General features: G+C 73.6%; 16 protein-coding genes and 1 pseudogene. 6 read left to right on the top strand and 11 right to left on the bottom strand.

What is annotated here, in order from left to right:
* The first annotated feature begins 132 nt into the window (after positions 1–132).
* A pseudogene (locus IE273_RS15560) lies at positions 133–2,813 on the top strand (ATP-binding protein).
* Positions 2,814–2,886: 73 nt separating this feature from the next.
* On the opposite strand, the gene IE273_RS15555 reads toward IE273_RS15560, so the two are convergent.
* The 5 genes from IE273_RS15555 to pcaH all read right to left on the bottom strand — a co-directional run bounded on the left by IE273_RS15555 (position 2,887) and on the right by pcaH (position 7,592).
* Positions 2,887–3,678, bottom strand: a complete 792-nt coding sequence (locus IE273_RS15555; RefSeq protein WP_189815766.1) for an SDR family NAD(P)-dependent oxidoreductase — start codon at positions 3,676–3,678, stop codon at positions 2,887–2,889.
* 77 nt (positions 3,679–3,755) lie between these two features.
* Positions 3,756–4,877, bottom strand: a complete 1,122-nt coding sequence (gene pcaDC, locus IE273_RS15550) for a bifunctional 3-oxoadipate enol-lactonase/4-carboxymuconolactone decarboxylase PcaDC (protein WP_189815765.1) — start codon at positions 4,875–4,877, stop codon at positions 3,756–3,758.
* Positions 4,874–6,214: a 3-carboxy-cis,cis-muconate cycloisomerase gene (gene pcaB / locus IE273_RS15545; protein ID WP_189815764.1), complete on the bottom strand. Its 1,341-nt coding sequence runs from the start codon at positions 6,212–6,214 to the stop codon at positions 4,874–4,876. Before pcaB ends, pcaDC begins: the two co-directional genes overlap by 4 nt.
* Complete coding sequence (gene pcaG / locus IE273_RS15540) at positions 6,211–6,813, bottom strand: protocatechuate 3,4-dioxygenase subunit alpha (protein ID WP_189815763.1); 603 nt, start codon at positions 6,811–6,813, stop codon at positions 6,211–6,213. The genes pcaB and pcaG overlap by 4 nt, the downstream gene beginning before the upstream one ends.
* Before the next feature lie 5 nt (positions 6,814–6,818).
* A complete protein-coding gene (pcaH, locus tag IE273_RS15535; RefSeq protein ID WP_189815762.1) occupies positions 6,819–7,592 on the bottom strand; it encodes a protocatechuate 3,4-dioxygenase subunit beta in 774 nt (257 codons plus the stop codon).
* A gap of 219 nt (positions 7,593–7,811) precedes the next feature.
* On the opposite strand from pcaH, the gene IE273_RS15530 reads away from it, so the two are divergent.
* Positions 7,812–8,276: a MarR family winged helix-turn-helix transcriptional regulator gene (locus tag IE273_RS15530; protein ID WP_189815761.1), complete on the top strand. Its 465-nt coding sequence runs from the start codon at positions 7,812–7,814 to the stop codon at positions 8,274–8,276.
* A 35-nt stretch (positions 8,277–8,311) separates the two neighbouring features.
* Here IE273_RS15530 and IE273_RS15525 read toward each other — a convergent pair whose 3' ends face one another.
* A complete protein-coding gene (locus IE273_RS15525; RefSeq protein WP_229887239.1) occupies positions 8,312–9,334 on the bottom strand; it encodes a DUF3048 domain-containing protein in 1,023 nt (340 codons plus the stop codon).
* Positions 9,335–9,462: 128 nt separating this feature from the next.
* Between IE273_RS15525 and IE273_RS15520 the strand changes: the two genes are divergently transcribed.
* Complete coding sequence (locus tag IE273_RS15520) at positions 9,463–10,653, top strand: zinc-dependent alcohol dehydrogenase (protein WP_189815760.1); 1,191 nt, start codon at positions 9,463–9,465, stop codon at positions 10,651–10,653.
* Positions 10,654–10,729: 76 nt separating this feature from the next.
* Here IE273_RS15520 and IE273_RS15515 read toward each other — a convergent pair whose 3' ends face one another.
* A complete protein-coding gene (locus IE273_RS15515; protein ID WP_189815759.1) occupies positions 10,730–11,806 on the bottom strand; it encodes an ATP-dependent DNA ligase in 1,077 nt (358 codons plus the stop codon).
* A gap of 94 nt (positions 11,807–11,900) precedes the next feature.
* On the opposite strand from IE273_RS15515, the gene ligD reads away from it, so the two are divergent.
* Together ligD and IE273_RS15505 are read left to right on the top strand one after the other, a co-directional pair.
* Positions 11,901–12,920, top strand: a complete 1,020-nt coding sequence (gene ligD / locus IE273_RS15510) for a non-homologous end-joining DNA ligase (RefSeq protein WP_189815758.1) — start codon at positions 11,901–11,903, stop codon at positions 12,918–12,920.
* A 91-nt stretch (positions 12,921–13,011) separates the two neighbouring features.
* On the top strand, positions 13,012–14,088 hold the full coding sequence (locus IE273_RS15505) for a LacI family DNA-binding transcriptional regulator (protein WP_189815757.1): 1,077 nt from the start codon (positions 13,012–13,014) through the stop codon (positions 14,086–14,088).
* A 45-nt stretch (positions 14,089–14,133) separates the two neighbouring features.
* Here IE273_RS15505 and IE273_RS15500 read toward each other — a convergent pair whose 3' ends face one another.
* Complete coding sequence (locus IE273_RS15500; RefSeq protein ID WP_189815756.1) at positions 14,134–14,922, bottom strand: VOC family protein; 789 nt, start codon at positions 14,920–14,922, stop codon at positions 14,134–14,136.
* Between the two features lie 269 nt (positions 14,923–15,191).
* On the opposite strand from IE273_RS15500, the gene IE273_RS15495 reads away from it, so the two are divergent.
* A complete protein-coding gene (locus IE273_RS15495; protein ID WP_189815755.1) occupies positions 15,192–15,437 on the top strand; it encodes a WhiB family transcriptional regulator in 246 nt (81 codons plus the stop codon).
* 64 nt (positions 15,438–15,501) lie between these two features.
* Here the strand turns inward: IE273_RS15495 and IE273_RS15490 are convergent, their stop codons facing one another.
* The 3 genes from IE273_RS15490 to IE273_RS15480 all read right to left on the bottom strand — a co-directional run bounded on the left by IE273_RS15490 (position 15,502) and on the right by IE273_RS15480 (position 19,274).
* Positions 15,502–16,476: an acyl-ACP desaturase gene (locus IE273_RS15490; protein WP_189815754.1), complete on the bottom strand. Its 975-nt coding sequence runs from the start codon at positions 16,474–16,476 to the stop codon at positions 15,502–15,504.
* Between the two features lie 229 nt (positions 16,477–16,705).
* On the bottom strand, positions 16,706–17,482 hold the full coding sequence (gene ddaH, locus IE273_RS15485; protein WP_189815753.1) for a dimethylargininase: 777 nt from the start codon (positions 17,480–17,482) through the stop codon (positions 16,706–16,708).
* A gap of 166 nt (positions 17,483–17,648) precedes the next feature.
* Positions 17,649–19,274 (bottom strand): ABC-F family ATP-binding cassette domain-containing protein, encoded by a 1,626-nt coding sequence (locus tag IE273_RS15480; RefSeq protein ID WP_189815752.1) that lies wholly within the window; start codon positions 19,272–19,274, stop codon positions 17,649–17,651.
* Positions 19,275–19,492: the final 218 nt, after the last annotated feature.

Here is a 19,492-nt window from a genome sequence, read left to right as displayed (position 1 = left end):
CGGTCGTGTCGCCCGCCCGCCCCCTGTTTCACCCGGCCGGGCAACAGCTGCCACGAGCGGCCACCGAAGGCCGCGCCCGGCGGCTACGCTCGGGTTCCGTACGTCGTTCGGGCGACCTGGGGAGGTAACGGGATGACGGAGGGACGGCCGTCGGCGGCCGGCTCGGCTCCCCTGTGGGAGCGGGACGCCGAGCTCGCCACCGTCGCGCGGGCGCTCGACGTCCTGTGCGCGGACCAGTCGTCCGCGGGCAGCCTGCTGGTCATCCGGGGTGAGGCGGGACTGGGCAAGACCGCGCTGCTGGCCGAGATCCGGCGCATCGCCGAACGCCGCGGCTGCGCCGTCTGGTCCGCACGCGGCGCCGAGACGCTGAGATCCGTCCCGTTCCACGTCGTACGGCAGCTGCTCCAGCCCGCGCTGCTGTCCTTACTGCCCGAGGAGGCCCGCGAGTACCTCGGCGACTGGTACGACATCGCCGGTCCCGCCCTCGGCATAGCGGAACCGCGGGCCGACAAGGCCGACCCGCAGTACGTCTGCGACGGACTCGTCGCCGCCGTGCGCCGGCTCTCCCGCCGCCAGTGGCCGCTGGTCCTGCTCGTCGACGACGCGCACTGGGCCGACCAGGAGACCCTGCGCTGGCTCGCCGCCTTCGCCGAGCGCCTGGACGACCTGTCCGTCCTCGTCGTGGTCGCCCGCCGGCCCGGGGAGGTCAGCGGGGACGGCGCCCGCCTGCTCGACGCGGTGGCCGCCGCCGGCCGCCCCGTCCACAACCTCAGCGCCCTCACCCCGGACGCCACCGCCGGACTCACCCGCGCCACCGTCGGCCGGCACGCCGACGACCCCTTCTGCCGCGAGGTCTGGGCCGTCACCGGCGGCAACCCCTACGACACCGTCGAACTCCTCGCCAAGGTCCGGGACAGCGAACTCCCGCCCGTCGAGGCGCAGGCGGGAGAGCTGCGCGCCCTCAACCGCGCCGCCCGCGACGGCGGACTGGTCGACCGGCTCAAGGGCCTCGGCCTGGAGGCCACCCGGTTCGCCTGGGCCGCCGCCATCCTCGGCACCGGCATCACCGTCGACATGGTCGCCCAACTCGCCACCATGAACGACGAACTGGCCCGCACGTGCGCCGAACTCCTCTGCGACGCCCGCATCCTCACCGCGCCCGAACCGTCCGCCGGCACCCAACGCACGGACGGCGAGCTGGAGTTCGTCCACCCCCTCATCGCCACCGCCGTCTACAACTCCATCCCGTCCGGCGTGTGCACCGCCATGCACGGCGTCGCCGCGCAGATGATCACCGAGCGAGGCCGCGGCGCCGCCGAGGCCGCCCGCCACCTGCTGAAGGTGCACCCGGACGACGACGAGGAACTGGTCGAGCAGCTGCGCGAGGCCGCCCGCGAACACCTCGCCGTCGGCGCGCCCGACGCGGCCCGCCGCTGCCTGGAACGCGCCCTGGCGGAGCCGCCCCTCCCCGAGGTGCACGCGCACGTCCTCTACGAACTCGGCTGCGCCACCCTGCTGACCAACCCCGCGGTCACCATCGACCACCTCCGGAGCGCCCTCGGCATGCCCGGCCTCGACGACGACCGGGTCGACGCCGTCGTCCGCCTCTCCCAGGCGCTGCTCCACAACGACCAGCTGGAGGAGGCCGTCCGCACGGTCGAGGCCGAGGCCGCCCGGCACGAGGCGGGCCCCGTCCGGATGCGGTTGCGGGCCTTCCAGTTCATGTGGGAGGGCATCCACGGCGAGACCGTCTCCCCGGCCCGCTCCCGGCGCCTGGCCGAGCTGGCGAGCACCTGCGCGGGCCGCGACAACGCCGAACGCGTCCTGCTGATCCTGCGCGCCTTCGACGCGATGACCCACGGCGAGAGCGCCGACGAGGTCATCGACCTGTGCGACCGCGCCCTGGTCAACGGCCGCCTCGCGCCCGGCCTCGGCTGGACCGACACCGAGTGGGGCATGGAACTGCTGATGATGCTCGGCAGCGCCTACACCTACGCCGACCGGCTCGACCGCGCCGAGAGCCTGTTCGCCGAGAAGCCCGGCGTGTCTACACCACGGCCGGCTGGCACGGCGTCCACCTCTCCCTGGCCAACGCCTTCCTCGGGCTCGCCTACCGCAGACAGGGCCGGCTGCGCGACGCCGAGTCCACCCTGCGCGAGGCCGTGGTTCTCGCCGAACACGTCGGCCGCCGCCTGCCGCTGTACTGGTCGGCCACCTGCGGTCTGGTCGACACCCTGCTGGCCCGGGGCCGGGTCACGGAGGCCTGGTCGGTCGCCGAACGGTACGGTTTCGCGCCGCCGTACCCGTCCACCATCGTGCTGCCCGACATCCGCTCCGTGCGCGGCCGGCTGCTGCTCGCCGTCGGCCGCACCGAGGACGGCATCAACGAACTGGAGGCCGCCGAGAAGACCGCCGCCTCCCGCGGCGGCCACAACCCGGTCCTCGCGCCCTGGTCCGTCGACCTCGCCAGGGCGCTCGCCGGGCAGGACCCGGACCGCGCCGCCCAGCTCGCGGCCGACGCCCGCCGGCAGGCCGAGCGGTTCGGCACGGACACCGCCATCGGCGAGGCCCTGCGCTGCGCCGCCGCCCTGGCGACGGGGCAGCGGGCGGTCCAGCTCGCCGCCCGGGCCGTCACCTACCTGGAGGCCTCACCCTGCCAGTACGAGCACGCGGCGGCCCGTGTCGAGTACGGCATCGCCGCCCGCTCGGCCGCGGAACTGGGCCGGGGCCTGGACCTGGCCCGGTCGTGCGGCGCCGAGCACCTGGTGGCCCGGGCACGGGAGGTGCTGGAGACGGGGCGGGGGCTGCGCTGAGCCGTGCCGGAGACAGCGCGGGGCTTGCACCGACCCGGCGTCCTCCGGCGTCCCCCCCCGGCGTTTCCCGGGGTCACATGCCCAGCAGCTGCTCCGTCACCGCCGCCAGCCGCGTGCGCACGTCAGCGTCGTACGCCGCCTCGTGCGCCCGCGCCGGCCGGGTCCCGTCGTAGTACCCGCCACTGCCCGTCTCCCGGGTGGCCAGGGCGAGTACGCCCGGTGCCCCGTCGGCGACGGAGTTCCACGGGGTGATCCCGCCCTCGCGGACCATCGCCGTGTCCATGTAGGTGGCGGGGTGCAGCACGTTCACCGACACGCCGCTGCCCGCCAGCTCCTCGGCCAGGGTGAACGTGTACGCGGCGAGCGCGAACTTGCTGCGGCAGTAGGCCGAGATCCCACTGTAGCCGCGGGTGAGTTCGGGATCGGCGGCATCGACGGGCTCCTGGCCGCCCGAGCCGACGTTGACGATCCGGGCCGGCGGATTCGCCCGCAGCACCGGCAGCAGGGCGCGGGTCAGCACCACGGGCGCGAGGTAGTTCACGGCGAGCCGCAGCTCATGCCCGTCAGCGCTCAGCTCGCGCCCGGAGCCGGGTGTCCCGCCGCCCACGCCCGCGTTGTTGACCAGCACGTCGAGGCCGGGATGCGCCTCGGTCACCCGCGCGCCCAGCTCCCGCACCTCGGCCAGCCGGGCCAGATCGGCGACGAACCCCTCGGCCGTGCCCTCCGTGCGCAGCTCCTCGACCAGCCGCTCGGTGCGCGCCCGGTCGCGGCCGTGGGCCAGGACGAGGTGACCGGAGCGGACCGGTTCGAAGGCGACGTACCGGCCGAGCCCCGAGGTGGCGCCGGTGATCAGAACAGTGGACATACCGCCGGCCTAGGCACGCCCGAGCGCCGGGAGCGAGCCGCTGCCGGGAGTACGACCAGCAGGGTCACCCTCGCCCCTCAGTCCGTCTCCTCCTCGGCGAGGACCCGCTGGGCCGTCGCGAACGCCGAGTTGGCGGCCGGCACCCCGCAGTACACGGCGGTCTGCAACAGCACCGCGCCGATCTCCTGCGGCGTCAGCCCGTTGCGCCGCGCCGCCCGGACGTGCATCGCCAGCTCGTCGTGGTGGCCGTGCGCGACCAGCGCGGTCAGCGTGATCATGCTGCGCTCGCGGCGGGACAGCGTCGGGTCGGTCCAGACCTCCCCCCAGGCGTAGCGGGAGATGAAGTCCTGGAAGCGGGCCGTGAACGGGGTCTGCCGGGCCTGCGCGCGATCCACATGGGCGTCGCCCAGCACCTCCCGGCGCACCGCCATGCCGCTCGCCGCCGGTCCGTCGAGGTGGGTGCGCAGCGCGCTCAGCACGGCCCGCGGGCACTGCGCCGGCGCCAGGTGGGAGGCCCTGGGCAGCTCCACCAGCGTCGCCGCCGGCACCGCGTCGGCGATCTCCCGCAGATGGGCGGGCGGGGTCGCGGGATCCTGCCGGCCCGCCACCAGCAGCGTCGGTACGGTGATCTCACCGAGCCGGTCGCGCAGATCGAACGCGGCGAGCGCGTCGCAGCAGGCGGCGTACGCCTGCGGATCGGCCTCCCGGTGGTCGCGCACCAGCCCCGGCACACTGAACCCGGGCGTGAACCAGCGCGCCTCGGCGCTGTCCGCCAGCCCGCCCAGGCCCTCGCGGCGCACCCGCTCGGCCCGCTCCCGCCAGGGCGCCTCCCCGCCGAAGTGGGCGGAGGAGCACAGCACCGCCAGCGAGGACAGCCGCTCGGGGTGGTGGACGGCCAGGTGCAGGCCGACGGCGCCGCCCAGGGACACGCCCGCGTACGCGAACCGGTCGATGCCGAGGGTGTCGGCCAGCTCCAGCACCAGCGCGGCCAGGTCGCCGACACTCGCGCCCGGCCCGATCAGGCCCGCCGCCGAGCCCCCGTGCCCGGGCAGGTCCCAGCGGACGACCCGGTGGGCGGCGGACAGTTCGGGCGCGACCTGGTCCCACAGGGCCAGCGAGGTGCCGAGCGAGGGGCCGAGCAGCAGCGGGGGAGCGGAGGCCGGGCCTTCTTCCAGGTGGTTGAGGAGTCTCGCGGTCAAGGTCGCTCCAGGGCACGGTCGGTGAGGGAACCGGCGAAGCCGGTGTAGTGGGCGGGGTCGAGCAGGTCGTCGAGGCCGACGTCCTGCAACTCGTCGATCTCCGACAGCAGTCCGGACAGCGGGCGGTCCTCGGCGTGGGCGCGGCGGGCCAGTTCGGTCAGCAGCTGCTTGGCGCGCGCCCGACCGAGGACGGGCGCGAGGGCGGCCGACAGCCGCTCGGAGACGATCAGACCCCGGGTGATGCCGAGGTTCCGGCGCATCGCGGCCGGGTGCACCCGCAGCCCCCCGGCCAGCTCCGCGGCGTGGCAGGCCGCGCCCCCCACCAGCCGGAGCAGGTCGCGCAGCGGCTCCCACTCGGCGTGCCAGGCGCCGGCCGGCCGTTCGTCCTCGGCGGCGAGGCAGCCGTACAGCGTGGCCGCGAGCTGCGGGGCGCGCCGGGCGGCGGCTGCCAGGAGCGTGGCGCGCACCGGGTTCGCCTTGTGCGGCATGGCCGACGAGCCGCCACCGCTGCCCTCGCTCACCTCGCCGGTCTCGGTGCGCGACAGCGCCAGGACGTCCACGGCGAACTTGCCCAGCGCCCCCGCCGTGAACGCCAGGCACCCCGCCAGGTCCGCGACGGGGGTGCGCAGGGTGTGCCAGGGCAACGCCGGGGCGGCGAGGCCGGCTTCGCGGGCGTACGCCCGCGTCAGAGCGGTCTCGTCCTCGGTGCCGTACGCCCGGAAGGCGGCCAGGGTCCCGGCGGCGCCGCCGAGTTGGGCGGGGAGCGAGTCCCGGACGAGGGTGACGCGGTCGCGCGCGTCCAGGACCAGCGAGCGCCAGCCGGCCGCCTTCAGCCCGAAGGTCGTCGGTACGGCGTGCTGGGTGAGCGTCCGGCCCGGCAGCACCGTGTCCCGGTGTGCGGCGGCGAGGCGGGCCAGCGCCTGTTCGGTGCGGCCGAGGTCGGCCAGGACCACGGCGAGGGCGCGCGTGGCGACCAGCATGGTCGCGGTGTCCATGATGTCCTGGCTGGTGGCGCCGCGGTGGACGTAGGGGCCGTACTCCGCGCCGACCGCGGCGGTCAGGTCGGCGACCAGCGGGATCACCGGGTTGCCGCCGTCCGCGGCCCGTGCCGCCAGGGAGCGGATGCCGAACCGGTCCGGGACGGCCGCCTCGGTCACCGCCGCCGCGGCCCCGGCCGGGGCGAGGCCCAGCGCGGCCTGCGCCCGGGTCAGCGCGGCCTCCGCGTCGAGCAGGGCCCGCAGATACGCGTGGTCGCTCGTCTCGGAGGCGGCGCCCGAGAGCGCCCACTCCGGGGCGAGCAGGCCGGTGTCGGCGTAGGGAGGGGAAGCGGATGTCACTCGAACTCCAGGAAGACCGTCTCGCCTTCGCCCTGAAGGCGGATGTCGAAACGGTAGGCGCCGCCCGCCTCCTCGCTCGCGATCAGCGTGTCGCGTCGGCCGCCCACCCGGGTCAGCAGCGGGTCGGCGGCCAGCGCCGCGTCGTCGTCCGGCAGGTAGATCCGGGTGAACAGGTGCACGAGCAGGCCCCGCGCGAAGACGCAGACGCTGAGGTACGGCGCGTTCCGCCCGCGTGCGCCGGGCCGCAGCGTACGGGCGTACCAGTGGCCGTTCGCGTCGGTCTGGACGCGGCCCCAGCCGGTGAACTCCACGCCGTTGCGGCCCAGGTGACCGCCGGTGGCCGGGTCGCGCCGCTGGGAGCCGTCCACGTGGGGGACGGTGCCGTCGGGACGCGGACCCCACAGCTCGATCAGCGCGTCGGGCAGCGGGTCACCGTCGCCGTCGAGGACGTACCCGTGCACGGTGATCGTGTCCGGGTGGCCGAGCGGCGCGATGTCCTCGCCGCCGCGGAACGGCAGCGCGTAGCCGTAGAACGGGCCGACGGTGTGGGACGGGGTGGGCGGCACCTGGTCGGGGCCGCTCGGGTCGGTGATCGTCATGGCGGTCAGCGTCCTTCTTCCGTCCAGGTGGCGGCCGGGCCGTCCAGCACGATGTCCCAGTGGTAGCCGAGCGAGAACTCCGGCACCGACAGGCTGTGGTCGTAGGTGGCGACCAGTCGCTGCCGGGCCGCGTCGTCGGTCACGGACTGGAGGATCGGGTCGTACCGGAAGAGCGGGTCGTTCGGGAAGTACATCTGCGTCACCAGCCGCTGGGTGAACGCCGAGCCGAACACCGAGAAGTGGATGTGCGCCGGGCGCCAGGCATTGACGTGGTTGCGCCACGGGTAGGGGCCCGGCTGGACGGTGGTGAAGTGGTAGCGGCCCTCGGCATCGGTGAGGGCGCGGCCGACGCCGGTGAAGTTCGGGTCCAGCGGGGCGTCGTGCTGCTCGCGCCGGTGGGCGTAGCGGCCGGCCGAGTTGGCCTGCCAGATCTCGATCAGCTGGCCGCGGACCGGGCGCCCGTGCCGGTCCAGCAGCCGCCCGGAGACGGTGATCCGCTCGCCGATGGGCTCCCCGGTGTGCTGCCGGGTGAGGTCGTTGTCGATCTCGGTGAGGTCGCGCTCCCCGAAGGCGGGCGAGTGCAGTTCCACCAGCTCCGGGTCCTGGCCGGTGTCGATCGCCACCAGGGGCTGCTTCGGGTGGCGCAGCACGGAGGAACGGTACGGCGCGTAGTCGCGGCGCGGGTGGTGTTCGACGGGAGCGCCGTCGGCGACGCGCTTGGCGTAGGCGGCGTGCGCGGCGGCGATTTCCCGGTCGATGTCGGCTTGGGTGAGAGGCATGGGATACCTGACGCTTCCTTGGCGTTCGAGGAGGAGGTCTCTCCGGTCCAGCAGGAGCAGACAGTCAGGGCACTGACTATTGCGGCGAGGTGCTGCTCACGCTGCCACCGGAGACGGTCACCGTCAAGAGCTGGCAGTTGTACGGCCTACGGAACGAGACATGGGGGTCGGGCGCCGGGTATCGTTCAGTGCACCAACGAATCGACCAGGGGAGCGCACATGGCCGCGGTGGACCTCGCCACCCATCCCGGGCACCTGGCCCGGCGGCTCCAGCAGGCGCACTACCTGCTGTGGAACACGATGGTCTCGGAGGAGATCACCTCGCCGCAGTTCGCGGTCATGAACGCCCTCGTCGCCGAGCCCGGGCTCGACCAGCGCACGGTGGGGGAGCGGGTGGGCCTCGACCGCTCCACCATCGCCGAGGTCATCAGCCGGCTCGACCGCCGGGGGCTGCTGCACAAGGTGCGTGATCCCCAGGACGGCCGGCGCTTCCTGCTCCGCCTCACCGACGACGGTCTGCGCACCCACCGCAGACTGACCGTGCGGACCGCCCGGATGAACCAGGTGTTCCTCGCCCCGCTGTCCGCCGGGGAACAGGCCGTGTTCTTCGACCTGATCCGCCGGGTCGCGGACGCGGCCGAGGAACTGCGCCACCCGGCCGGCCCACTGGCCGCGCAGAGCTGACGACACCGGTACCGGCCTCCGGGGCACGGGCCGCCTCACGGCGCCGGTAGGAACACCACCCACACCTGCCCGGCCGCGAAGTCCAGCCCGCCGCCGTCCGCCGCCGTGAACGCGGTACCGTCCGTCGCCGTCGGCCGTGACCAGAAGCCGTCGAAGGACCGTCCGTCCCGCAGCACCTCCGCCCGCCCGGAGCCGGTCGTCTCGGTGTACGGCGTGGGACTGCCGAGCACGTCGTGGTAGCGCGAGGTGCGGACCTTCACGTGCTGCACGACCACCGTCGGCGGTGCCGGCCGGCCGCTGTCGGTCGTCCGCACGGGGGTGCCGTCCATCGCCACCAGCCAGCCGCCGCGCTCGGCGGACCAGGTGAAGGTGAGGCGGGCGGCCGGGTAGCGCACGGTCCGCGCGGAGACGGGGGTGCCGCCGGAGGGGGCGGGGCCGCGGCGGAAACCCGTGGTCAGCGCCGACTCGCCCGGGGCGGCGGACAGCAGTGCGGCAGGGCGCAGGTAGAGGTTGTGCGGGGCGGCCCTGTCCGTGCCCCGGAAGTAGGCGTCGGGGGCCTCTTCGGGGGACCGCGCGCGCAGCGGCGCCCGGTCGACCAGCGGCAGCAGTGCGCGCTGGGCACCCGAGTAGGCGAGGGTCGGCATCGTGAACTGGCGCAGCAGTTCCAGGTCGGACTCCCGGACGCTGCGCACCGGTCCCACGGTCTTCGGCAGCCGTGTGGCGTACACCGCCAGCAACCGGCTCAGGCCGCCCTCCACCTGCTCCACGTACACCACGTCCGCCGCGCCGAGCCCGGTCTGCGGGCGGGCCGCGCGGACATTGTCGATCTTCACGGCGAGCGGTGAGCCGGCCGGGGCCGAGCGGCTCGGCCCCGGTGTCGGGGTGTGCCGCGGGGCGCGGTCTTCGCCACCCCGGCCGTGGCCGGAGCAGCCCGTCGTGAGGGCGGCCGTCAGGGCGCCGGCCAGCAATGTCGCCGTCAGCGCGGCGCGCCGCGTGCGCGCCCTGCGTCTCATCCCCACCGTCGCCACCCCGTTCGTGTGGTCCGATTGTGCGCTCATCCGGTCATCACTGGCCATACCCGGTCGCTTCGGGTTCGGCGGCGGTGGGCGGGGGGTACCCGGGGGCGCACACACGGCACGCGGCCGTACGCGACAGCAGCCGTACGCGACCAAGGGAGCACGACCCCATGAAGGCAGTCACCTGGCAGGGCAAGCGGGACGTCCGGGTCGAGGACGTGCCCGACCCGAGGATCGAGGAACCCACGGACGCCGTCATCCGGGTCACCTCCACCGGACTGTGCGGCTCCGACCTGCACCTGTACGAAGTGCTCACCCCGTTCATGAACCCGGGCGACGTCCTCGGCCACGAACCCATGGGCATCGTGGAGGAGGTCGGCTCCGAGGTGTCCGGCCTGCGGCCCGGCGACCGGGTGGTGGTGCCGTTCCAGATCGCCTGCGGCCACTGCTTCATGTGCGACACCGGGCTGCCCACCCAGTGCGAGACCACGCAGGTCACCGGCGAGGGCATGGGCGCCGCCATCTTCGGCTACAGCCGCCTGTACGGCTCCGTCCCCGGCGGCCAGGCCGAGTACCTGCGTGTCCCGCAGGCGCAGTTCGGCCCGGTCAAGGTGCCCGAGGGGCCGCCGGACGACCGGTTCGTCTACCTCTCCGACGTGCTGCCGACCGCCTGGCAGGCCGTCGAGTACGCGGCCGTCCCGCCCGGCGGCACCCTCGCGGTCCTCGGCCTCGGCCCGATCGGCGACATGGCCTGCCGGATCGCCAGGGCCCGGGGCGCGGAGCGGGTCTTCGGCGTGGACCTGGTGCCGGAGCGGCTCACCCGCGCGCAGCAGCGCGGGGTGGAGACATACGACCTCAGGGCCTTCGACAACGAGAAGTCGCTGGTCCACGCGATCCAGGAGGAGACCGGCGGCCGGGGCCCGGACGCCGTGATCGACGCCGTCGGCACCGAGGCCCACGGCGGCGCCGCCGCCAAGCTCGCCCAGCAGGCCACCGCGCTCATGCCCCGCAAACTCAGCGCCCCGCTCGCCGAACGTTTCAGCATCGACCGGCTGGGCGCCCTCTACATGGCGATCGACCTGGTCCGGCGGGGCGGCACGATCTCGCTCAGCGGTGTCTACGGCGGCATGGCCGACCCGATGCCGATGCTGACCCTCTTCGACAAGCAGATCCAGCTCCGCATGGGCCAGGCCAACGTCCGCCGGTGGACCGACCAGATCCTGCCCTACCTGACGGACGAGGACCCGCTCGGGGTGCAGGACTTCGCCACGCACCGGCTGCCGCTGACGGAGGCGCCGCACGCGTACGAGATGTTCCAGCGCAAGCAGGACGGCGCGGTGAAGGTCCTCATGCAGCCGTAGCCGTAGCCGTGGCTGTGGCTGTGGCTGTGGCTGTGGCCGGCTGGGCGGCCGGCGCCGGCGCCGTGCTCCGCCCCGCTCAGCCGCCGTCCTTCTCGCCGAGGATCTCCGCGAGGTCGTACCGGACCGGCTCCTGGAGCTGGACGTACGTGCAGCTCTCCGGTGTACGGTCCGGGCGCCAGCGGCGGAAGCGGGCCGTGTGCCGGAACCGCCGGCCGTTCTCCATGTGGTCGTACGCCACCTCGGCCACCCGGTCCGGCCGCAGCGGCACCCAGGACAGGTCCTTCTTGCCCGACCAGCGGCTCGGCGCCCCCGGCAGCCGGGCCGTCTCGTGCGCGGTCTCGTCCGTCCAGGCGGCCCACGGGTGCCCGGAGACGTCGTCCATGCGCAGCGGCTCCAGCTCCTCGACCAGCTCGGCGCGCTTCTTCATGGAGAACGCGGCCGACACGCCCACGTGCTGGAGCCGGCCCTGCTCGTCGTACAGCCCCAGCAGCAGCGAGCCCACCACCGGGCCGCTCTTGTGGAAGCGGTACCCGGCGACGACGACGTCCGCCGTGCGCTCGTGCTTGATCTTGAACATGGCCCGCTCGTCCTGGAGGTAGCGCAGGGTGAGCGGCTTGGCGACGACCCCGTCGAGACCGGCGCCCTCGAACTGCTCGAACCACTGCCGGGCCACCTCGATGTCGGTCGTCGACGGCGCCACGTGCACCGGCGGGGTCGCCCCGGCCAGGGCCCGGTCCAGCAGGGCACGGCGGTCGGTGAGCGGCACGTCGAGCAGGGCGTGGTCGTCCAGGGCGAGCACGTCGAAGGCGACGAAGGAGGCCGGGGTCTTCTCCGCCAGCATCCGCACCCGGGAGGCCGCCGGGTGGATCCGCTCGGTCAGCGCGTCGAAGTCCAGCCGGCCGCCCCGCGCGACGACGATCTCCCCGTCCAGCACGCACCGCTCGGGCAGCCGCTCCTTCAGTGCCTCGACCAGCTCGGGGAAGTACCTGGTCAGCGGCTTTCCGGTGCGGCTGCCCAGTTCGACCTCGGCGCCGTCCCGGAACACGATCGACCGGAAGCCGTCCCACTTGGCCTCGTAGTGCATCCCCGGCGGGATCTTCGCCACCGACTTGGCGAGCATCGGCTTCACGGGCGGCATGACGGGCAGATCCATGACTCCGATTCTGCTCGCATACATCCGTTTCCGCCCACATGCATACGGCTTTGCCCGGTATGCGAGCGGTGCGGGGTGCGCCTACCGTGGCCGCATGGGTGATGCGGTGGAACTGGAGGTGGCGGGCAGGACCGTACGACTGTCCAGCCCGGACAAGGTGTTCTTCCCGGAGCGGGGCTTCACCAAGCTGGACCTCGCCCGGTACTACGCCGCCGTCGGCCCCGGCATCCTGCGCGCCCTGCGCAACCGCCCGACCACCCTGGAGCGCTACCCGGACGGCGTCGGCGGCGAGTGGTTCTACCAGAAGCGGGCACCGAAGGGCATGCCCGGCTGGATCCCGACCGCCCACATCACCTTCCCCAGCGGGCGCAGCGCCGACGAGATGTGCCCGACCGAGCAGGCCGCCGTGGTGTGGGCCGCCCAGTACGGCACCCTCACCTTCCACCCCTGGCCGGTCCGCGCCACCGACGTGGACCATCCCGACGAACTCCGCATCGACCTCGACCCGCAGCCCGGCACCGACTACGCCGACGCGGCCCGCGCCGCCCGGGAACTGCGGGCCGTCCTGGACGAGTTCGGCGGGCTGCGCGGCTGGCCGAAGACCTCCGGCGGCCGGGGCCTGCACGTCTTCGTCCCCATCGAACCGCGCTGGACCTTCACCCAGGTGCGCCGCGCGGCGATCGCGGTCGGCCGGGAGATGGAGCGCCGGATGCCGGACCGGGTGACCATCAAGTGGTGGAAGGAGGAGCGCGGGAGCCGCATCTTCCTCGACTACAACCAGACGGCCCGGGACCGCACCATCGCCTCCGCCTATTCGGTGCGCCCCCGCCCGCACGCCCCCGTCTCGGCGCCGCTGCGCTGGGAGGAGGTCGGGGCCGCCGAACCCCGCGACTTCGACCTCGCCACCATGCCGGCCCGGTTCGCCGAACTCGGTGACGTGCACGCCGACATGGACGACCACGCCTTCTCCCTGGACGCGCTGCTGGAACTGGCCCGCCAGGACGAACACGACCACGGCCTGGGCGACCTGCCGTACCCCCCGGAGTACCCGAAGATGCCCGGCGAGCCCAAACGGGTGCAGCCGAGCCGCGCCCGCCGCGAGCCGTCGCCCTGAGACCCGCTCGGTTCCGGGTGTCCGTCCGGCACCGGCCGGTCCCGTGTCCCGCGGCTATCCTGATCGGCAGCCGCCGATGAGGAGTCCCGAAGTGACCGAGGCAGTGTCGCGTCCCACGCTGGAGGCCGTGGCCGCGCGGGCCGGGGTGTCCCGGGCCACTGTGTCCCGCGTGGTCAACGGCGGCGACGGGGTCCGCGAACCCCTGGCCGAGCGGGTCCGGCGGGCCGTGGAGGAACTGGGCTACGTCCCCAACCAGGCGGCGCGCAGCCTCGTCACCCGGCGGCACGACGCCGTCGCGGTCGTCATCGCCGAGCCCGAGACCCGGGTCTTCGCCGACCCGTTCTTCGCCCTCCAGCTGCGCGGCATCAGCAAGGAACTGACCGCGCACGACAACCAGCTGGTGCTGCTGCTCACCGAGGGCCGCGCCGACCACGCGCGCGTGGCCCGCTATCTGGCCGGCGGCCATGTCGACGGGGCGCTCGTCTTCTCCCTGCACCTGGACGACCCGCTGCCCGGCCTCATCCACGACGCCGGCGTGCCCACCGTGTTCGGCGGGCGCCCCGACTGGGGCGCGGACGCCCGGGCGGCCGACCCGGGCGTGGTGTACGTCGACTGCGACAACCGGGGCGGGGCCCGCGCGGCCGTCCGGCATCTGCTGGACCTCGGCCGCCGCCGCGTCGCCCACATCACCGGAGCGCTTGACCAGACCTCGGCGGTGGACCGGCTCGACGGCTACCGGGACGTCATGACCGACGTCCTGGGCGAGTACGATCCCCGGCTGGTCGAGGAGAGCGACTTCACCCCGTCCGGCGGCGAACGCGCCATGCGGGAACTCCTCGACCGCTGCCCGGACGTCGACGCCGTGTTCGCCGCCAACGACCTCACCGCGCTCGGCGCCCTGCGGGTGCTGCGCGCGAGCGGCCGGCGCGTGCCCGAGGACGTGGCCGTGGTCGGCTTCGACGACATGGTGCCGGTCACCGGACAGGCCGACCCCCCGCTGACGACGGTCCGTCAGGACATCGAGGAGATGGGCCGGCTGATGGCCCGCCTGCTGCTGCGCGGCCTGTCCGGCGCTCGGCAGGGGACGGACGCGACGGCCGGCGCCCAGGAGGCACCGCCGTCGGAGGTGATCCTGCCGACCACCCTGATACGCCGCGCCTCGGCCTGACCGCCGCCCCCCGAAGCCGTCGGCTGCCGGGCGCGCGCCGCGGGCTCAGCCCCGCGGCGGCTCGCTCCTGATCACCGCGAAGCGGACCCCGTAGGGGTCGGCGAGCCTGGCCGTGCGGCCCACGCCCTCCACGGTCGTCGCGGGCACCCGCACCGTCCCGCCCAGGCGCTGCGCCTGTTCCACCACGGCGTCGGTGTCCTCCACCTCGAAGTACGGCAGCCAGTACGGCCCCGCCTCCGCCTCGGTGGGATCGTCGGCCAGCGGCACCATCCCGCCGAACATCGCGTCCTCACCGGCGCCGTCCGGGTTGAAACAGGTGTACGCCCCGCCCGGGAACGGCGCGGAGGTCTCCAGGCCCAGCACCCGGCGGTAGAACGCGGCGGCTGCCGCGATGTCCGGCGTGTACAGCTCCACCCAGCGCAGGGAGCCCGGCGCGCCCGCGAGCTCCACGCCCTTGGTCCGGCCCGGCTGCCAGATCCCGAACGGCACGCCCGCCCGGTCGGCGAGGACCGCCATGTGGCCCTGGCCCATCACGTCCATGGGCTGGAACAGCACTCTGCCGTGGGCCTCTTCGGCCGCCTTCGCGGTGGCCTGGGCGTCCTCGCTCTGGAAGTACACCGTCCAGGCCGCGGGCCCCTGGCCGGGACCGGTCTGCACGCCGCCCGCGACGGTCTTCCCCTCCAGCTGGAAGAAGCCGTAACCGCCGGCATCCGGCCCCGCCGACCGGAACCGCCAGCCGAACAGGGCGCCGTAGAAAGAGGCGGCGCCGTCGATGTCGGGACTGCCGACGTCGATCCAGTTGGGCGCGCCGTCGACGAAACGGGTGGTGAGCATCTCGCCCTCCTCGCAAGGGGGTCCGTCCTGTGCACTGCCGAGTCTTGCACCGCCCACTGACAATCGCCGACCGGAGTACCCGGACGTGCCGGGCCGCCCCGCCGTCACCCAGCGTGACGACACGCGCTCTCCCGGTTTTCACACGGCTGGGCGCGCCGCCGTGCGCGCGCCGGGCCGCGGGGAGCATCATCGGGGCGGCCGGAGGCCCCGAGCACGCCGTTTCGCCGGCGTTGATCGAACGTTTTTCGCCGTGCGGCAGGCTTCTGGCCATGCACTACGAAACCATCACCCCGGCCGACGACACCTGGCAGACGCAGGCGCTGTGCGCGCAGACCGGGCCGGACTTCTTCTTCCCCGAGCCGGGCAGCTCGGTGCGCGACGCGAAGCGCATCTGTGCCATGTGCGAGCTGCGCCCGGCCTGTCTGGACTACGCGCTGGCCAACGACGAGCGGTTCGGCGTCTGGGGCGGCCTGTCGGAGAAGGAGCGCCTCGCCCTGCGCCGTGCCGCCCGCTGACACCCTGTGAAGCCGTGAGCCGCCCGTCGGCCCGGGCGCCGGGCAAGGCCTCGCGCGCGGGGCGTCAGCCCCCGGCGCGCGCCGCCATCCGGGCCTTGCGCGCGGCCAGCTTCTCGTCGAACTTCGTGGCCTCCGCGTCCAGCCCGCCGATGAACAGGCCGAGTTCCTCCTGCGCCTGACGCCCCTCGGGGCCGAGGCCGTCGATCTCCAGGACCTTCAGGAAGCGCAGCACCGGCTGCAACACGTCGTCGTGGTGGATGCGCAGGTTGTACACCTCGCCGATCGCCATCTGCGCGGCGGCCCGCTCGAAGCCGGGGATGCCGTGACCGGGCATCCGGAAGTTCACGACGACGTCCCGGACCGCCTGCATGGTCAGGTCGGGCGCCAGCTCGAACGCGGCCTTCAGCAGGTTGCGGTAGAACACCATGTGCAGGTTCTCGTCGTTCGCGATGCGGGCCAGCATGCGGTCGCAGACCGGGTCCCCGGACTGGTGGCCGGTGTTGCGGTGCGAGATTCGCGTGGCGAGCTCCTGGAAGGCGACGTAGGCCACCGAGTGCAGCATCGAGTGCCGGTTGTCGGACTCGAACCCCTCGCTCATGTGCGCCATACGGAATCGTTCCAGCTTGTCCGGGTCCACCGCGCGCGAGGTCAGCAGGTAGTCCCGCATCACGATGCCGTGCCGGCCCTCCTCGGCCGTCCAGCGGTGCACCCAGGTGCCCCAGGCGCCGTCGCGGCCGAAGAGCGAGGCGATCTCGTGGTGGTAGCTCGGCAGGTTGTCCTCGGTCAGCAGGTTCACCACGAGGGCGATCCGGCCGATCTCCGTCACCTGGGACTGGTCCTTGTCCCAGGCCTCCCCGTCCTCGAACAGGCCCGGGAAGTTGCGGCCGTCGCTCCACGGCACGTACTCGTGCGGCATCCAGTCCTTGGCGACCTTCAGGTGCCGGTTCAGCTCCTTCTCGACCACTTCCTCCAGTGCGTACAGCAGGCGCGCGTCGGTCCAGACGGACGGGCTGCCGAGGTGGGGGGAGGTGATCGTCACAGGAACTCCAGGGGGACGCCGAACAACGGGGGAGGAAGGGGACGGTCCGGCGAGCGGTGCCGGAAAACCTACGTGATCGTAGGCTACGAAGCCGTAGGTTACGAAGCCGTAGGTTAAGAGGGCTGTAAAGAACTCGCTGATCAGCCTGCCCGGACGGCCGTGCGCGGGTGCCCCCGGCAGCTCCGGGACCCGCAGGTCCCGGAGGTGCCGGCGCGAGAGGATCACCCGGTCAGGCGTACAGCTCCCGCAGGCGCACCGAGAGACAGGTCACACAGCCCTCCAGCTTCTCGAACTCGCTGATGTCGACCGTCACCACGTCATGGCCCAGATCGGTCAGCAGCTCCGCGGTCTTCGGAGCGCTCGCCGCCATCAGCAGCTTGCCGCCGCCGAGCAGCACCACGTGCGCGCCGGACTCCTCCGGCACCGACAGGAAGCCCGGGAACAGCGACGGCCGGTCGATCTTCGGGATGTGCCCGATCACCGTGCCGTCGGGCAGCGCGGTCACCGCCGACTTCAGGTGCAGCACCTTGCTCACGGGTACGGCCACCACCCGGGCGCCCAGCGGCTCGAAGGCCGCCCGGACCTGCTGCACGCCGGCCGCGTTGGTCCGCCCGCCGCGGCCGACGTACACCGTGTCGCCGACCTTGAGGACGTCACCGCCGTCCAGCGTGCCCGGTTCCCATATCCAGTTCACCGAGCAGCCGAGGCGGGCCACCGCCTCCTCGACGCCGGCGGTCTCCGCCCGCCGCGACTCGGCCCCGGGCCGGGTGATCAACGCGACGTTCCTGTACATGACGACGGTGTCCTCGACGAACACCGAGTCCGGGCAGTCGTCGGCCGGTTCGACCTCGATGACCTCCCAGCCGTGCGTGCGCAGGGCCTCGACGTACGCCTCCCACTGCTGGCCGGCGAGCCCGGAATCGACCTTCTCCCGCTGGATGTGCGTCACCAGGCCGTCGGCCAGGAGGGGGCTGGGGCGACGGACGAGGGCCTTCTTGCTGGGCACGAGGGGCCTTTCGAATCGGTCGGTGCGATGGTGCGGTCCGGCGCCGCTCACACGGCGCCGGTCCGTCATCATGCAGGGCGCTCCCGCCAGGGCCAAGCCCCCCGGTACCCGGCGCGTCCCTCCCGAGACCGGCGCCGGCCGGCCGGGGCGGGCCCTCGCCGGCCGGTCACGCCGGGTCCCACAGCGCCTCGGGCGTCGTCTCCGTCAGCTCGCCTCCCTCCATCAGCAGCCACCGTGTGATCCCGATCGACTCCAGGAACGGCAGATCGTGGCTGGCGACGATCAGCGCGCCCTCGTACGACTCCAGAGCCGTGGTCAGCTGCCGGACGCTGGCCATGTCGAGATTGTTGGTGGGCTCGTCCAGCAGCAGCAGTTGGGGCGCGGGCTCGGCGAGCATCAGCGCGGCCAGGGCCGCCCGGAAACGCTCACCGCCCGACAGGGTGGCCGCCGTCTGGTCGGCCCGCGCGCCCCGGAACAGGAAGCGGGCGAGCCGGGCCCGGACCCGGTTGTTGGTGGCGCCCGGCGCGAACCGGGCGACGTTCTCGGCCACCGACAGGCCGTCGTCCAGCACGTCCAGTCGCTGGGGCAGGAACCGCAGCGGGACATGGGCCGTCGCCGTGCCCGACACCGGCGCCAGCTCCCCGGCGACGGTCCGCAGCAGCGTCGTCTTGCCGGAGCCGTTGCGGCCGACGAGCGCGATCCGCTCCGGTCCGCGCAGGTCGAGGATGCCCGGCACGCGCGCCTGGTAGGCCGTTTCCAGCTGCTCCAGGGTGAGCACCTGCCGGCCGGGCGGTACGGCCGTGTACGGCAGGTCGACACGGATCTCGTCGTCGTCCCGTACGGCCTCCGCCGCCTCGTCCAGCCGGTCCTTGGCCTCGGCGAGCCGCTCCTCGTGCATGATGCGGTGCTTGCCCGCCGACTCCTGGGCGGCGCGCTTGCGTGCCCCCATGACGATCTTCGGCTCGCGCTTCTGTTCGTACATCTTCTGCCCGTACCGCTTGCGGCGGGCCAGTTTGACCTGGGCGTCGGCCAGTTCGCGCTTCTGCTTGCGGACGTCGGCCTCGGCGACGCGCAGCATCCGCTCGGCCGCCTCCTGCTCGACGGCCAGCGCCTCCTCGTAGGCCGAGAAGTTGCCGCCGAACCAGGCGACCTCGCCGGAGCGCAGCTCCGCGATCTGGTCGACCAGGTCGAGCAGTTCCCGGTCGTGGCTGACCACGACCAGCACGCCCGGCCAGGAGGCCACCGTCTGGTACAGCCGCCGGCGCGCGTACAGGTCGAGGTTGTTGGTGGGCTCGTCCAGCAGCAGGACGTCGGGGCGGCGCAGCAGCAGCGCGGCGAGCCGCAGCAGCACCGACTCGCCCCCGGACACCTCGCCGACGGTCCGGTCCAGGCCGATGTGGCCGAGACCGAGTTCGCCGAGGGTGACCAGGGCGCGCTCCTCCACGTCCCAGTCGTCGCCGACGGTCTCGAAGTGCTCCTCGGCGACGTCGCCCGCCTCGATGGCGTGCAGGGCGGCCCGCCGGCCGGCGATGCCGAGGGCCTGGTCGACGCGGAGCGCGGTGTCGAGCGTGACGTTCTGCGGGAGGTAGCCGATCTCGCCGGCCGCCTTGAGGGTGCCTTCGGCGGGGGCCAGTTCCCCGGCCATCAGTTTGAGCAGGGTGGACTTGCCCGAGCCGTTGACGCCGACGAGCCCGGTCCGGCCCGGACCGAAGGCGATGTCCAGGCCGTCGAAGACGGCGGTGCCGTCGGGCCAGGTGAAGGACAGGGACGTGCAGGTGAGGGAAGCAGACATGGGCGCCTCGCGAGGGACGGGTGCGTTCGGGTGGACGCGTGTCGAGACACCGCGAGGCGGGAACCGAAAGGCCCGGGGCACGGAAGGGGCCATGAAAAACGGCCTGTGCCAAAGGACGGCTCGGACGCCGAGGTCGTACGCCACGCGCACCTCACCGGTGCGACGCGGTGTCTCAGGACCTCAGACGAGCAACGTCCTTCTCCAATCGACGGCAACAG

The sequence above is a fragment of the Streptomyces olivaceoviridis genome, assembly GCF_014650115.1.
GTDB classification, from domain to species: domain Bacteria; phylum Actinomycetota; class Actinomycetes; order Streptomycetales; family Streptomycetaceae; genus Streptomyces; species Streptomyces olivaceoviridis.
The sequence above is the reverse complement of the archived record's forward strand: the minus strand, read 5'-3'. Positions and strand labels throughout refer to the sequence as shown.

Coding starts and splice junctions, on each gene's coding strand:
- IE273_RS15555 (WP_189815766.1), bottom strand. CDS start 3,678: ATGTCCACTGTTCTGATCACCGGCGCCACCTCGGGGCTCGGCCGGTAC.
- pcaG (WP_189815763.1), bottom strand. CDS start 6,813: ATGACGATCACCGACCCGAGCGGCCCCGACCAGGTGCCGCCCACCCCG.
- pcaH (WP_189815762.1), bottom strand. CDS start 7,592: ATGCCTCTCACCCAAGCCGACATCGACCGGGAAATCGCCGCCGCGCAC.
- IE273_RS15530 (WP_189815761.1), top strand. CDS start 7,812: ATGGCCGCGGTGGACCTCGCCACCCATCCCGGGCACCTGGCCCGGCGG.
- IE273_RS15525 (WP_229887239.1), bottom strand. CDS start 9,334: ATGAGCGCACAATCGGACCACACGAACGGGGTGGCGACGGTGGGGATG.
- IE273_RS15520 (WP_189815760.1), top strand. CDS start 9,463: ATGAAGGCAGTCACCTGGCAGGGCAAGCGGGACGTCCGGGTCGAGGAC.
- IE273_RS15515 (WP_189815759.1), bottom strand. CDS start 11,806: ATGGATCTGCCCGTCATGCCGCCCGTGAAGCCGATGCTCGCCAAGTCG.
- ligD (WP_189815758.1), top strand. CDS start 11,901: ATGGGTGATGCGGTGGAACTGGAGGTGGCGGGCAGGACCGTACGACTG.
- IE273_RS15500 (WP_189815756.1), bottom strand. CDS start 14,922: ATGCTCACCACCCGTTTCGTCGACGGCGCGCCCAACTGGATCGACGTC.
- IE273_RS15495 (WP_189815755.1), top strand. CDS start 15,192: ATGCACTACGAAACCATCACCCCGGCCGACGACACCTGGCAGACGCAG.
- IE273_RS15480 (WP_189815752.1), bottom strand. CDS start 19,274: ATGTCTGCTTCCCTCACCTGCACGTCCCTGTCCTTCACCTGGCCCGAC.